Raw genomic sequence first — 13,961 nt, forward strand, 5'->3', positions numbered from 1 at the left:
TCGGCGGCCCGCTAAAACAACGCCATGCCCCGATCCCGATTTAGATATAACCGCCTCAATCACCGCCTCGATATTCTCGTGCGCGGGCGGTTATGGCTTCAGGTGCTGATCGCCATTGCACTCGGCGTTGCGGTGGGCGCGCTGCTGGGCCCCGACCTTGCGCTTGTTTCGCGGCAGGTCGCGCAGACGACAGGGGACTGGCTCGCGCTGCCGGGGCGATTATTTCTGGCGCTGATCCGTATGGTGATCATCCCGCTGGTGGTCAGCTCCATTGTCATGGGAATCGCCGCGGCGGGCGCCGGCGCGGATTTGCGCCGCATCGGCCTACGGCTGACGGCGTTCGTGCTCGTCACCACCTTGATTGGCGCCTCCATTGGCGGCGGTCTCGCCCGGGTCGTTTCCGCCGGCAAGGAAGTGATGCTCAGCGCGCCGCCGACGCCGCATTTGAAACCGGACCCGGCGACGATTGAGCCGGTCTCTTCGCCGATTGAAACCATAAGCCGCGAATTGCCGTCGATGATTTCGAATCTGATCCCGCAAAATGTCTCCGCCGCTATTCTCGATCAGGATATGCTGGCGATTGTCGTCTTTGCGCTGTTCATTGGCGTCGCGACGGTGACGAGCGACAAGCGCGAACTGACCAAACCGCTGGTGGCGCTCGCTGGCGCCGTGCTGGAAGTCTGCATGACAGTGATCCGCACGGCGATGCGCTTTGCGCCGCTGGCGGTGTTCGGCCTGATGGCGGAAACAACGGCGGTCAACGGCCTCAACACGCTGATCGATCTCGCGGTTTATTGCGGCGTCGTCATCGGCGGACTGTTCCTGCTGCTCCTGGTTTATCTGACGATCATCGCGCTCATCGGCGGCATGGCGCCATGGGCGTTTTTGCGCGCCGTCGCTCCGGTGCAATTGCTGGCGTTTTCCACCTCCAGTTCGGCGGCAGTGATGCCGCTGACCATGAAAACGGCGGTTGAAAAACTCGGCGTTGCGCCGTCTCTCGCGGGCGCGGTCATTCCGCTTGCGTCGACGGTGAACATGGCGGGGACGGCGCTCTATCAGTCGGCGGCGATTGTGTTTCTGGCGAATATTGCGGGCGTGACTTTATCGCCGGGTGATCTCGCCTTTGTCATGATCACGCTTACCGGCGCCTCGATCGGCGCGCCCGCGGCGCCGGGCGCCTCCATCGCGGTTCTTTCGGCGACAGCGACCAGTTTTGGCATCCCGTTGAACGGCCTTGCGCTGGTGCTCGGCGTTGACCGGCTCCTCGACATGGCGCGCACGGCCGTCAACGTCACCGGCGATCTTGTGGCCTGCCGGTTGCTGTCGGGAATAGAGACGGAAACGCCGGCGCCGGAGGCGCAAAAACCGAACGATGCGCCGTCGCAAGAGCAACAGCCTCAGCAAGCAACGCCATGACGATGCTTTTGTGCTAGTGCGTCGCGCCGTCTGATTTGTAGATAAACTTGCGGTCGCAATAGCCGCATTCGGCTTCGCCGTCTTCGAGCGAGTACCACACGACAGGATGGCCGAGCGCGCCGCCGCCGCCATTGCAGGAAACGCGGCGCTTGTCCGTATAGATGACTTCCGGATCGGGAGTGGCGGGTTTCGCCGGGGCTTGTTGGTCGTTCATAGGTCGGGAGATTTTCTAATGGCTTGTATAGCTATGGATTGCCGTCGCCGGCCCTGTTCGTCAAGTCTTTGTGATCTGGCGCCTTGTGGTTGACCCGCCCTGTGTGCAGCGCGATAAGCGCTGTTGAACATGCCGGATGATCATTCCATGGATTTCAATTCTAACGCTGACTACGCCATCGCTGCGCGCGGGGTGCGCAAGACCTATGGCGGCAATGGCAAATCGCCAGCGAAAGAGGCCCTGAAAGGGGTCGATATTTTCGTCAAACGCGGCACGATTTTCGGTCTCCTGGGACCGAATGGCGCGGGCAAGTCGACCTTCATCAATATTCTGGCCGGGCTGGTAAGAAAGAGCGCGGGCGAGGTTTCGGTCTGGGGTTTTGATATCGACCGCAATCCGCGCCAGGCGCGCGCCGCACTCGGCATCGTGCCCCAGGAAATCAACATGGAGGTGTTCTTCACGCCGCTTGAAGGCATGGAGATTCAGGCGGGGCTTTATGGCGTGCCGAAATCGCAGCGCCGCTCCATGGAGATTTTGACCGCGCTCGGCCTTGAAGACAAAGCCAACGCCTATGTGCGGATGCTGTCCGGCGGCATGAAGCGGCGTCTTCTTGTCGCCAAGGCCATGGTGCATTCGCCGCCAATTCTGATTCTCGATGAGCCGACCGCCGGCGTCGATATCGAACTCAGGAAGCAACTCTGGGAATATGTCCTGAAGCTCCACGAACAAGGCGTGACAATTGTTCTGACCACGCACTATCTCGAAGAGGCGCAGGAGCTTTGCAAGGAGATCGCCATCATCAATCATGGCGAGGTGGTCGCCTGTGAGCCGACGGAAAAGCTGATTTCATCGCTCGACCGCAAAATGCTGATGGTGACGCCCAATGAAAATGTTTCGGTGAAGCCTGATCTGGGCGATTTCGACGTCGACCTGAAAGATGACGGAAGTCTCGCCATCTCCTATCAGCCGAGCAAAAGCCAGGTTGCGGATATTCTGGCGCGGCTCAACAGCGCCGGGGTTTCGGTGAAGGACATCACCACGGTCGAGGCCGATCTCGAGGATGTCTTCCTGGAACTTACCTATCATAACAAAGGGTAAGGCGCGGGCGCGCGATTAGGGCGCCGGTAAAGCTTTCGTTTCCGGGTGACGAACGGTAAACATGCCTCTTCGCCATTGAGAAGGGGAGTTCCATGGCTATCCGCGCAATTTTGTCTGTTTTTTCCGCTATCGTTTTTATGGTCGCCGCCTTGCCGGCTGCGGCGCAGGACGCCTCGACGCCACAGGGCGGCGGCGATTCGATTCTTGTGCTTGACGCCTCCGGCTCCATGTGGGGCCAGATCGAGGGGGAAGCGAAAATCACGATTGCAAAGCGCGTTCTCGGCGATCTTCTGAACGATCTTCCGGTCGAGCGGCGCCTTGGCCTCATCACTTACGGGCACCGGCGCACCGGCGATTGCACTGACATCGAAGAGCTGGCGGCCATTGGCGCTGATCGCGGCGCGATCTCCAGCGCGGTGCAAAAGCTCAATCCCAAGGGCAAGACGCCCATGGCGGATTCGATCAAGCTTGCAGCGGATAAACTGAAATACACCGAGAACAAGGCGACGGTCATTCTTGTCAGCGACGGCATTGAAACTTGCGCGCCCGATCCTTGCGGCGTCGCCGCCGCGCTGGAGGCTGCGGGCGCCGACTTCACGGTGCATGTGGTGGGGTTTGACGTCACCGAGGAAAACGCACAGGCGCAATTGCGCTGCATCGCCGACAATACGGGCGGCCAGTTCGTGTCGGCGTCCAATGCAGGCGAGTTGACGCAAGCGCTTGAAGAAACCGTTGTCGCGGAGCCCGAAGCCGTGACGGCGACGAAAGTGCGCCTGCGCGCAACAGAGCTCGAAGGCGGCCTCGTCATTGAGGAAGGTCTCACATGGACAGTGACGCCTGCGGGCGGCGGCGATGCTGTCTTTACTGAGGACGGCGCCGGCAGCGTCGATATTGAGGTCGAGCCAGGAACCTATGACATCGCGGTTATACGCCCTTCTGACGGGCTCAAAGGCGAACAGAAAGCATTCAAGGTCGCTGAGAACACCTGGAAGACGGTGACGATCGCGCTCACCTTCCCGGTCGAGGCGACGGTGCGCGCCGAGCCCGCCGGAGAGGGTGTGGCGGGCGTGAATGTCAAAGCTCACTGGACCGGGCCTGACCGCCGTGGCGATTATATCGCCATTGCCGAGAAAGGCGCCGACAAGGGAAGTTACATTTCCTATCGCTACACCTCGCAAGGCAACCCGGCGGAATTGCGCTTGCCTGTGGAGCCTGGCGATTATGAAATTCGCTACATGCTCGGTCGGCCGATCCGGGTGCTGGCGAGCGTCGATATCAAGGTGACGCCGGCGACGGCGACATTGACGGCGCCGGAGACGGCGATTGCTGGCGAGGAAGTCGATGTTGAATTCACCGGTCCGCCGGCAGGGTCCGGCGACTGGGTGACGGTCGTGAAACCGGACGCCGATGACAACAAATATAACGATTACCATTACACGCGGAACGGCAGTCCCGCGACGATCCGCATGCCGCTTGAGGCGGGCGAATACGAGCTTCGTTTCGTGCAAAACAACAAGAAGGTTTTGGCGCGCAAACCGATCACGGTGACGGCGGCGCTGGCGACAATCAAGGGCCCTGAAACCGCCATTGCGGGCGAAGAAGTGGAGATCAAGTTTACAGGACCGGAAGCAAGCTCGGGCGACTGGATCACGGTGACGGCGCCGGACGCCCCGGCCAACAAATATAACGACTATCACTACACACGGAACGGCAGCCCCGGGACCGTCCGTATGCCGCTTGAAGCGGGCGAATATGAGTTGCGGTTCGTGCAGGGGAATTCGAAAATCATCGCCCGCCAGCCGATCACGGTTACCGAGGCTACGGCGACCCTTTCTGCAAAAGATACGGCCATCGCCGGCGAAACGGTGAGCGTTGAGTTCACCGGGCCGGCGCCGGGCCAGGGCGATTGGGTCACGGTGATTGAGCCTGACGCGCCGGATAACAAATATACGGACTATGAATACACGCGGGCCGGCAGCCCTGCGGAAATCCGCATGCCGCTGGATGCAGGGGAGTATGAACTCCGCTTTGTTCAGGCCAACAAGAAAGTGCTCGCGCGCAGGCCGATAAGTGTGACGGCGGCGACAGCGACGCTTGATGCGCCGGCCTCGGCCAAGGCGGACAGCGTCGCCGATGTGACCTTTACAGGACCGCCCGTGGGGCAGGGCGATTACATTGCTCTATCGCAGCTCGATCAGCCGGACGTGAAATATCTGACCTATGTCTATGTCCGCGGCGGCAGTCCCGCGAAACTTCGCATGCCGAAAGAGCCGGGCGAGTACGAGCTACGTTATATTCAGGGGAACAAGAAAGTGCTGGCGCGCCGTCCGATTACGGTCACGCCATAAGAGGGCGCCAGTCCTGAGGCGCGCCGCCTAACGCCATGGCGTGACGGCGCAGCGCGTCGGTGACGTTTTTCGCATCGCCTTTCAGGGCCGCAGGTTCAATCTTCGGCCCGAAGGTGATGCGATAGGTCTTGTCTTTCTTGTTCAAAAGCTCGTGGAACAAGGTGATGTCGCGCAGCTCGGTGTTGAGCTTCCAGAACCAGTAATAGAGCGCAGAATTGCGCATTTCGATATGGGCGGGCACGACCGGGCAATCATATTTGCGTGCAAAAATCGCGATGGATGTCAGCCATTCCTGTTCGGTGAGTTTCTTGCCGTCATCCATGAAGGCGAGACGTCCCGAGGGAAACAGGACGACGCATTTTTCGTCCTGAAACGCCTTAATCGCGCTCTCCAGTGTTTCGCGCGAGCGCGCCGCCGTGCGTTTGGCCTGCACCCATTCCACCGGAATGATCATGTCTTCAAGGCCGGGCGCGGCGCGAAGCGCATCGCGGTTGGCGAAGAAGGTCATGTCCGGGCGGCGCTGTTTGATGGCGTCGAACATGGCGACACCGTCGGGAATGCCGGTCGGATGGGTTGAGGCGATGAGGACGCGGCCATCCTGCGGCAGGTGCTCTAGGCCGGAAACTTTCACGTCGAGCGACAACAGATCGCTGATGTAATCGAAGACGCCGCGCGCCGGTTTGGCGGCGATCTCGTCGGCCATCTTCACGGCGGGCTTGTAGAGCAAAAGAGGATAGAGAAGCGATTTGTAAACCGGCCATAAGGGCGAGGCGCGCAGGCGGTGCGCACGCTCCTCAATCAGCACATCGACAATGTGCCGCCCGTCATTGTCGTCATCGTCACCAGCAAAAGAGGACGGCGTCGCGTCCATAAAGTGTCACACCCGGTTTGATCAGAGCCGGTTTTTACCTTGCTTGGCTCATGCTATCAAAGATCAAATAGGGGCAGGCATGGAAAATCTCGAAGAAATCGAAGCGCTTGCGCGCGGCGGAGATGCGGCGAGCCAATACCGGCTGGCGGCGCTGCTGGAGCGTTCTGGCCAAAGGGATGCGGCCCGCGAATGGACGCAAAAAGCCGCTGACGCCGGTCATCCCGGCGCGCTTTACACCATCGCCTGCGAGCTTTTGGCGGCGCGTCCCGAGGAGATGCGGGTCGATGAGGCTGTCGCCCTTCTCACCCGCGCGCGCCAGTCAGGCGGCGGGGCCGCGATGCGTCTTCTCGCTGTTCTGACGGCCCTTGGCCTTGGCGTGAAGCAGGACTGGGCCGGCGCGGTCGCGTTGTTGGGGGAGGCTGTCGAGGCCGGCCACCCAGCCGCCATGCGCGAGCTTGCGCTGCTGGCGGAGAGCATTTCCGGACGGCGATGGGCGGGCGCCAAACTGCTTGCGGCCGCTGCGCGCAAGGGCGACTGGATTGCGCTTGCCTATGCTGCGCGCCGCCCGGGATTGATGAGCGAAAGCGAGGCGGCGATGACGCGCGCCAGTCTCAGAAAACGCGGCGTCGATTTCATCTCGCTTGATCCGCTGACGGAAGATCGCACGGCGCGCCCCGATATCGAGATCGAAGATCTCGTCTCCGCAGCAAAGGCGTCGCCAGCCGAGCCCCCGAAAAAAGACATCCTGCATGAGGCGCCTTTGCTCTATCGCATTCCGGCGCTCCTTTCTCGCGATGAATGCGATTATGTGATCTGCGCGTCGGCGCCGCTATTGACGCCTTCGCTGGTTGTCGATCCGGAAAAAAGCGCCGCTGACCATGCGCAGTACCGCACTTCCGATGGCGCGCTGATCGGTCTTCTCGATCTCGACCTGATGCTGATCGCGATCTATCGCCGCCTTGCCGCCGCCGCCGAGGTCGACTGGGGAAATTGCGAACTGATCGGCGTTCTGCGCTATCGGGCCGGTCAGGAATACAAGCCGCACCGGGACTATCTGCCGGAAGACGAGAATGACTATTCCGAAGTGCGTCGGACGGGGCAGCGCGCCCGGACCCTGCTGGTTGCGCTCAATGACGCTTACGCCGGCGGCGCGACCGTTTTTCCGGAGCTGAAGATCGAGCATAAGGGCCGCACGGGCGACGCGTTTGTTTTCGAGAACACGACGGCGTCGGGCGTCCCCTATCCTGAAACGCTCCATGCCGGCGCGCCGGTGATCAAGGGCGAGAAATGGCTGTTGTCCCTTTGGTGCAGGGAGCGGCGCTTCTGGTTCTGGGACTAGCGCGCATTGAGGCTGTCGCGATGGCCTTCAGTTCTGTTCTTCGGGATCTTCGCGATAAGGCTCGCTCGCGAGGTGCAGCGTTAGAAAAGCCGCCGCCACCAACAGGCCCACGGCCGCGACGCCGCCGCCATTATTGCCAAGCCAGTTGCCGACGACGCAGACCAGGGCAATGACGAGATACGGCGCTAAAGGGGGGCTTTCATGGCGCTGACGGAGGATGAAAAGTCCTGTCGTCGCCAAAAAAAGCATGATTGAAAATGCGTCGAAAATGCTTTCCATAAGCTCATTCTCCCGGCCCAGAATGTCCCGCAACGGCCTTAACAGCCTGTTAGTCCGGTTGGTTAACGGGAAGGAAGTTGGGCTCTCAGGGGAAAAGATCAGGAATTAGGGCCGGAATCCGCCCTTCGTCTTGTGGCCATGACCGGATTTTGCCGCTAAGAGCGGAATTTGCTGACGGCATGACAGGTGCATGTTCAATGCGCCGGGCGCGGCTGGATCGCCCGGCTATTTGAGGTCCAGGGAGACATTTGATGAGTTTATCCGTAACCGCGACGCAAGGGGCGCGCAGCTTTGAAGATCGCGCGCCGCGCGAATTGGCGAATTTGACGGCGGCGGCCCTCTATGAACTGGCTGTGGCCCGCGGCGAAGGCGAAATCGCCAAGGGCGGACCGCTGGTCGTCAAGACCGGCGAGCATACCGGCCGGTCGGCTCAGGATAAATTCATCGTCCGCCATCCGGAAATCGAGAACAAGATCTGGTGGGACGCGAACAAGCCCATGAGCCCGGAGCAGTTCGACCGCCTGCATGCGGACATGCTCGATTATGCGTCCTCGCGCGAGCTGATTATGCAGGATCTCGCCGGCGGCGCCGACAAGACTTATGGCATCAAGGTCCGCGTTTTCACCGAATACGCCTGGCACAGCCTTTTCATCCAGCATCTCCTCGTGCGCCCGCCCATGGATGAGCGTGGCGGCGATCCCGACTTTACCATTGTCGATCTTCCGGGCTTTGTCGCCGATCCGGCCGTGCATGGCTGTGGCTCCAAAACCGTGATCGCGGTGGATTTCGTGCGCCGCCTCATCCTGATCGGCGGCACGTCTTACGCCGGTGAGATGAAGAAATCGGTTTTCACGATCCTCAATTATCTCCTGCCCGAGCAGGACATCATGCCGATGCATTGCTCGGTCAATGTGGGCGAGGGTGAAGACCCGGCGATTTTCTTCGGGCTTTCCGGCACCGGCAAGACGACGCTTTCCGCCGACCCCAATCGCACACTGATCGGCGATGACGAACATGGCTGGGGGCCAAACGGTCTCTTCAATTTCGAAGGCGGCTGCTACGCCAAGATGATCCGCCTGTCGCCTTCCGCCGAGCCGGAAATTTACGCGACGACAAAACGCTTCGGCACGGTCCTCGAAAATGTGGTGATGGATCCCGGGACTCGCGAGCTTGATCTTGATGACGCAACGCTCGCCGAAAACTCCCGCGGCGCCTATCCGATCGACTTTATTCCGAACGCCAGCCTGACCGGCGTCACCACCTATCCCCAAAACATCATCATGCTGACTTGTGACGCCTTTGGCGTGATGCCGCCAATCGCGCGGCTCTCCCCGGCGCAGGCCATGTATATGTTTCTGTCGGGCTACACCGCGAAAGTCGCCGGCACTGAAAAAGGCCTTGGCAAAGACCCGGAAGCGACTTTCTCCACCTGTTTCGGCGCGCCCTTCATGCCGCGCCACCCGTCGGAATATGGCGCGCTTCTGGGCAAGCTGATCGACAAGCACGATGTCGATTGCTGGCTGGTCTCCACCGGCTGGACCGGCGGCCCGCATGGGCAAGGAAAGCGCATGCCGATCAAGGAAACCCGCGCGCTGCTCACCGCCGCCCTTAACGGCTCTCTGAGCGCCGCCCCCATGCGCAAGGACGAGATTTTCGGCTTCGAGGTTCCGACCGAGGTTCCCGGCGTCGATAAGGCGATCCTCAATCCGCGCAGCACCTGGGATGACGCTTCAGCCTTCGATGCGCAGGCGCAAAAACTCGCAAAGATGTTCGTCGAGAACTTCAAGATCTTCGAGTCTTATGTAAGCGACGAAGTGAAGGCGGCGGGCCCCAAAGCGAATTGACCCGGCGGGAAAGGCTGCGGCAGACTCGGACCTGAAGTCCGAAGGAAGAGCCGCCGCCAATGACTGCATACGTCGTCACCAATGAAGCGGAAGCGTGTCTTCCGCTTCATCGTCATGAAGATGCGCGCATCATTGTTGTTCTCGAAGGAGAAGTTCACGAGAGCGACCTTTCCGGAAAGAGGGTCTTTCGCAAGGGGGAAATCCTGTTTCGCCCGCCTTTTTGCGCTCATGCCAATGCGCCGTCGGGCGCGCGGTCTTCGTTTTTAAGGCTGTCGGTCTCCCGCAAATACTGGCTCGACTATGTGCGCCGTCATGGCTGGCGCGGCATGCGCGGACGGCTCGATTTCAAGTCGCGCGATCAGCGTGCGCTATTGCACGCAAAAAGCGGCGGTGATGGCGTTCTTTCCCTGCTCGTTGAGGATGATGGCTCCCCGGACGGGAATTGGGAGGAGGCGGGCGTCGCCCGGCATAGCTCCCTGCATGCGCTCGCCGCTTCCAACGGTCTCGAGCCCTATCAACTGACGAGACGCTTTCAGCAGCGATATGGCCTTACGCCCAGCGCCTGGCGGCGTGAATGGCGCCTTCGCCGCGCATTGGCGCTGCTCGCGGAGGGCTGCGTTCTGGCGGATATCGCAGTTGAGTGCGGGTTCTCTGATCAAAGCCACCTCTCCCGGGAAGTTAAGCGCGCGACCGGCATGGCGCCCGCGGCTTTTCAACGTTTCGCCTGCGACTGATCCGGTCCGGCTCAAACCTGCAACTGAGTTCAAGACGCGGCGCCCCGAAATGCGGCAAGCTCCGCCTGCTGGTTTGATGAGTCGGAGCTAGACTATGAAAAAGATCATCCTGTCGCTGGCCTCGGGCTTAGTGCTGTGCGTTTCAGCTTGTACGGGCAATACGCCAAAGGCGGCGCAGACCGATTGCGCTATCCACGCGGAAGCGGCCGACCCGGCGCTTTCCGCCGCCATTGATACGCTGGTGGATAGCGCCGTTGCGCGGGGGTTCGCAGGCGGCGTCGCGGTTATGCGCGACGGCGTTCTCGTCTATTCCCGCACCGCTGGCAGCGCATCACTGTCGGAAGATATTCCGGTGACAGAGGAGACGCTTTTTGAAGTCGCCTCGGTCACAAAATATTTTACCGCGGTGCTGGTGATGAAGGCGGCTGAGGAAGGAAAGTTCTCTCTTAACGACTCTATTGCCGTGCTGGCGCCTGACACAAGACTGGCGGCGCGCGGCGTGACTTATTTCGATCTTCTGTCGCATCAATCAGGTCTCGGTTCGACTTATGTCGCCGAGGAAACAACGGATGGCGATGCAGCGCTTGCCGCTATCGACAAAACCGAAATCGATGAAGAGAAAGTGGGCGGCTTTCGTTATTCAAATGACGGCTACGACCTCTTGGGCGTGTTGCTGGAGCGCGTCTATGGCCAGACTTACGAAACGCTGTTGCAAGAGAAGATTTTTGCGAAGGCCTGTCTTACCCATGCGAGCCACTGGTCGCTTGTTGATCTCACAAACCCGCATATCGTCGCTCAACCTTTAACGCCTTTTCCCGAAACATTGCGGCCGCGCAATTATGGGATGCTGGCCTCGGCTGGGCTTCTAATTTCGGTGGCTGATCTCGCCCGTTTTGAGAAAGCCTTATCGAACGGGAGCATCATCAATGCGGATTCGCGTCAGGAAATGCTTGCCCCGCGCGGTGATACGCGTATCGGCCCCGCAACCTTCGGCGCGTTTTTGACGGATGCGGGCCTGGCCGGACGGCGTTTGCGCGCGCTCGGCTCCGAGGATTGGGGCGACAACGCCGCCATGCACCACTATCTCGACAAGAATGTGATCGTTGCTGTCGTCACAAGCCGCGGCCCCGCCGAGGAAACAGGCGAGCCGATGTTCCGCAATGAATTGACGGAAGCGATTGAGGCGGTGTTATTCGCCGCCGACTAGACTTTGGTGTCGAGCCGTTCGCCAGGCTCACCCGATTGCCCGGGATTTCCTGCGCTGGGGCCTGAAGAGACCGTCACCATGGCGGCGCGCAAGACGCGGTCGCCAATGGTGAAGCCCTGCTGGGCGACATCGACCACATGGCCTGACGGAATCTCCGCATGCGGAACTTGCGCGACCGCCTGATGCATATTCGGATCAAACTTTTCGCGCTCCGCGGCGAGGCGTCGGACGCCATGACGCTCAAGCACCGACAGCAATTCCTTCTCGGTCATTTTGAGGCCGTCGATAAGCCCTTTGGCGACATCGCTCATGCCTTCCGCCGGCGCGTTTTCACTGGCGACGCGCAGGGCGCGTTCGAAATTGTCGGAAACCCCGATCAGGTCGCGGGCGAAATTGGCGATCGCGTAACGCCCGGCGTCGGCTTTTTCTCGCTGCGCCCGGCGGCGGGTGTTTTCAAGTTCGGCTGCCAGACGCAGCACCTTGTCGCTCAACTCGCCAATTTCTTTTTTGGCGGCGTCAAGGCTCACGTCATCATCGGCGAGATCTTCCTCGCCCAGCATTTCCGGGTCGTCCAGCATGCCTTCCGCGTCATGGGGGAAGGGCGGCGGCGGGTTTTCGTGTTCGTCACTCATGGGTCTGCTTTAAAGCTGCGGGAAATCATTCGCTGCGGGATGTACGCGCGCGGGGCGGTTATTTCAACATCCGGGAGAGGACTTCCGCCGTATAGTCCACAATCGGGACGACCCGGGCGTAATTCAGCCGGGTAGGGCCGATCACCCCCAGAATCCCAACGATTTTGCGGTTTTCGTCGCGATAGGGGGCGGTGATGACCGAAGACCCTGACAGCGAGAAGAGCCGGTTTTCCGAGCCGATGAAGACTTTCACGCCTTCGCCGTCCCGGGCGGCGGTGAGGAGCTCGATCACATCGCGCTTTTTCTCAAGATCGTCGAGGAGCATGCGCACGCGCTCAATGTCCTGCGCCGCCTCGTCGAGAAGATGTCCGCGCCCGCGCACGATAAGCTGCCAATTGTCCTCGCCGGCGATATCGGCGACGCCGTCGCGCACCAGCCGCGATGTGAGCTGGTCCAGCTCGGCGCGGTTGGATTCGATCTCGGACAGGATGCTCGACCGGGTCTCGCCCAGGCTGCGGCCGCGAAGGCGCGCATTCAGATAGTTGCCCGCTGCGACCAGCGCCGACGCCGGCAGATCGTCAGGGGCGTTGATGACGCGGTTTTCCACCCGCCCGTCCTCAAACACCATCACAACCAGCGCCTTGCCGGGGCCGGTGCGCACGAACTCGATCTGACGCAAGGGCGCGTCGGCCTTTTGCGTGACAATCAGGCTCGCCGACTGGGTGAGCCCGGCGAGACGCGCGGCGGCGGCTTCGAGCGGGCTTTCGGGCGTGTCGGCGCGAGCTTCGGATTCGATGGCGCGGCGCTCCTCCGGGGTCAGGTCGCCCACCTGCATCAGCCCGTCGACAAACAGCCTCAGGCCAAGGTCGGTCGGCAGGCGTCCGGCGGAAATATGCGGCGCATGGAGGAGGCCCATATCGGTCAGGTCCGCCATGACGTTACGCACCGTCGCCGCCGACACGGCGATCTCGCTATTATGGCTCAGGACGCGCGAGCCCACGGGCTCGCCGGTGGCGAGATAGGTTTCCACCAGCCGGCGGAAAATTTCGCGTGAGCGCGCATCAATATCGTTCAGAACGGACATAGGACCTCGGCTCTGCTTCTCCCGGGACCGGACAGGGGAAAATAAGCCGCCCGGCCATAAGGGCAAGGGGCGCCGTTTTTTGACGGTCTGTCCGGCGCCAGCACAGGCGGGTCGACAGCGTCAGGTCCGGGGGCTAGGAAGTCTCGCCCGAGTAACAGTCCAGTAACGGAGACTTTCATGAGACCTTCAGGCCGCGCCTTTAACGAGCTTCGCGCCGTCTCCCTCGAAACCGGTGTTGGAAAACACGCCGAAGGCTCCTGTCTGGTCAAATTCGGGGACACTCATGTGCTTTGCACCGCAAGCTGGGATGAAACCACGCCGCCTTGGCTTCGCGGCGGCGGTCGCGGCTGGGTGACGGCGGAATACGGCATGCTGCCGCGCTCCACGGGTGAGCGCATGCGCCGCGAAGCGAAGAACGGACAGTCAGGCCGCACGCAGGAAATTCAGCGCCTCATCGGACGCAGCTTGCGCGCTGTCGTCGATCTGAAGGCGCTGGGCGAACGCCAGATCCTGATTGACTGCGACGTCATTCAGGCCGACGGCGGCACCCGCACGGCCTCGATCACCGGCGCCTGGATCGCCATGAATCAGGCCTGTGAATGGGCCGTCAGTCAGGGGATTATCAAATCCAGTCCGATCCGCGACCGCGTGGCGGCGATTTCCTGCGGGCTTGTCGCCGGGGCGCCCGCGCTTGATCTTGATTATGACGAAGATTCAACCGCACAGGCGGACGCCAATTTCGTGATCACCGGGTCCGGCGGCCTTGTTGAACTGCAGGCGACTGCGGAAGGCGATCCGTTTACGGACGACCAGTTTGCGGCGCTGCTCGCGCTTGCGAAGGCCGGTTGTGCGGAGCTTTCAGCGAAACAAGCGGAGATCGCCGCTTAGGTTCTCG

At 61.1% G+C, this 13,961-nt stretch carries 13 protein-coding genes; 8 read left to right on the forward strand and 5 right to left on the reverse strand.

Annotated elements, in window-relative coordinates:
- The first annotated feature begins 24 nt into the window (after window positions 1-24).
- Window positions 25-1,416: a dicarboxylate/amino acid:cation symporter gene (locus ACFOOP_RS05895; RefSeq protein WP_379879937.1), complete on the forward strand. Its 1,392-nt coding sequence runs from the start codon at window positions 25-27 to the stop codon at window positions 1,414-1,416.
- Window positions 1,417-1,429: 13 nt separating this feature from the next.
- On the opposite strand, the gene ACFOOP_RS05900 is transcribed toward ACFOOP_RS05895, so the two are convergent.
- The gene (locus ACFOOP_RS05900) at window positions 1,430-1,630 is read right to left on the reverse strand and encodes a zinc-finger domain-containing protein (RefSeq protein WP_379879938.1); all 201 of its coding nucleotides are present in this window, start codon (window positions 1,628-1,630) and stop codon (window positions 1,430-1,432) included.
- Between the two features lie 147 nt (window positions 1,631-1,777).
- Here ACFOOP_RS05900 and ACFOOP_RS05905 point away from each other — a divergent pair, with 147 nt between their 5' ends.
- Both ACFOOP_RS05905 and ACFOOP_RS05910 read left to right on the forward strand, forming a co-directional pair.
- Complete coding sequence (locus ACFOOP_RS05905; RefSeq protein ID WP_379879939.1) at window positions 1,778-2,728, forward strand: ABC transporter ATP-binding protein; 951 nt, start codon at window positions 1,778-1,780, stop codon at window positions 2,726-2,728.
- Between the two features lie 92 nt (window positions 2,729-2,820).
- Entirely contained in the window at window positions 2,821-5,076 is a 2,256-nt protein-coding gene (locus ACFOOP_RS05910; protein WP_379879940.1) for a VWA domain-containing protein, read from the forward strand.
- Here ACFOOP_RS05910 and ACFOOP_RS05915 read toward each other — a convergent pair.
- Complete coding sequence (locus ACFOOP_RS05915; RefSeq protein ID WP_379879941.1) at window positions 5,066-5,947, reverse strand: 1-acyl-sn-glycerol-3-phosphate acyltransferase; 882 nt, start codon at window positions 5,945-5,947, stop codon at window positions 5,066-5,068. The genes ACFOOP_RS05910 and ACFOOP_RS05915 overlap by 11 nt on opposite strands.
- A gap of 79 nt (window positions 5,948-6,026) precedes the next feature.
- Between ACFOOP_RS05915 and ACFOOP_RS05920 the strand changes: the two genes are divergently transcribed.
- Entirely contained in the window at window positions 6,027-7,286 is a 1,260-nt protein-coding gene (locus ACFOOP_RS05920) for a 2OG-Fe(II) oxygenase (protein WP_379879942.1), read from the forward strand.
- 27 nt (window positions 7,287-7,313) lie between these two features.
- Here ACFOOP_RS05920 and ACFOOP_RS05925 read toward each other — a convergent pair whose 3' ends face one another.
- A complete protein-coding gene (locus ACFOOP_RS05925; RefSeq protein WP_379879943.1) occupies window positions 7,314-7,565 on the reverse strand; it encodes an XrtV sorting system accessory protein in 252 nt (83 codons plus the stop codon).
- Between the two features lie 251 nt (window positions 7,566-7,816).
- Between ACFOOP_RS05925 and ACFOOP_RS05930 the strand changes: the two genes are divergently transcribed.
- The 3 genes from ACFOOP_RS05930 to ACFOOP_RS05940 all read left to right on the forward strand — a co-directional run bounded on the left by ACFOOP_RS05930 (window position 7,817) and on the right by ACFOOP_RS05940 (window position 11,350).
- Window positions 7,817-9,409, forward strand: coding sequence for a phosphoenolpyruvate carboxykinase (locus tag ACFOOP_RS05930; RefSeq protein ID WP_379879944.1), 1,593 nt, complete (start codon window positions 7,817-7,819; stop codon window positions 9,407-9,409).
- A 59-nt stretch (window positions 9,410-9,468) separates the two neighbouring features.
- Window positions 9,469-10,143 carry a helix-turn-helix transcriptional regulator gene (locus tag ACFOOP_RS05935; protein ID WP_379879945.1) on the forward strand — a complete coding sequence of 225 codons (675 nt, stop codon included), beginning with the start codon at window positions 9,469-9,471 and terminating at the stop codon, window positions 10,141-10,143.
- Between the two features lie 94 nt (window positions 10,144-10,237).
- Complete coding sequence (locus tag ACFOOP_RS05940) at window positions 10,238-11,350, forward strand: serine hydrolase domain-containing protein (protein WP_379879946.1); 1,113 nt, start codon at window positions 10,238-10,240, stop codon at window positions 11,348-11,350.
- Here ACFOOP_RS05940 and grpE read toward each other — a convergent pair.
- Together grpE and hrcA are read right to left on the reverse strand one after the other, a co-directional pair.
- The gene (gene grpE, locus ACFOOP_RS05945) at window positions 11,347-11,982 is read right to left on the reverse strand and encodes a nucleotide exchange factor GrpE (protein WP_379879947.1); all 636 of its coding nucleotides are present in this window, start codon (window positions 11,980-11,982) and stop codon (window positions 11,347-11,349) included. The genes ACFOOP_RS05940 and grpE overlap by 4 nt on opposite strands.
- A 58-nt stretch (window positions 11,983-12,040) precedes the next feature.
- Window positions 12,041-13,066: a heat-inducible transcriptional repressor HrcA gene (gene hrcA, locus ACFOOP_RS05950; protein ID WP_379879948.1), complete on the reverse strand. Its 1,026-nt coding sequence runs from the start codon at window positions 13,064-13,066 to the stop codon at window positions 12,041-12,043.
- Between the two features lie 177 nt (window positions 13,067-13,243).
- Between hrcA and rph the strand changes: the two genes are divergently transcribed.
- Entirely contained in the window at window positions 13,244-13,954 is a 711-nt protein-coding gene (rph, locus tag ACFOOP_RS05955; RefSeq protein ID WP_379879949.1) for a ribonuclease PH, read from the forward strand.
- Window positions 13,955-13,961 lie beyond the last annotated feature (7 nt).

The sequence above is a fragment of the Hyphococcus aureus genome, from assembly GCF_042643165.1.
Classification (GTDB): domain Bacteria; phylum Pseudomonadota; class Alphaproteobacteria; order Caulobacterales; family Parvularculaceae; genus Hyphococcus; species Hyphococcus aureus.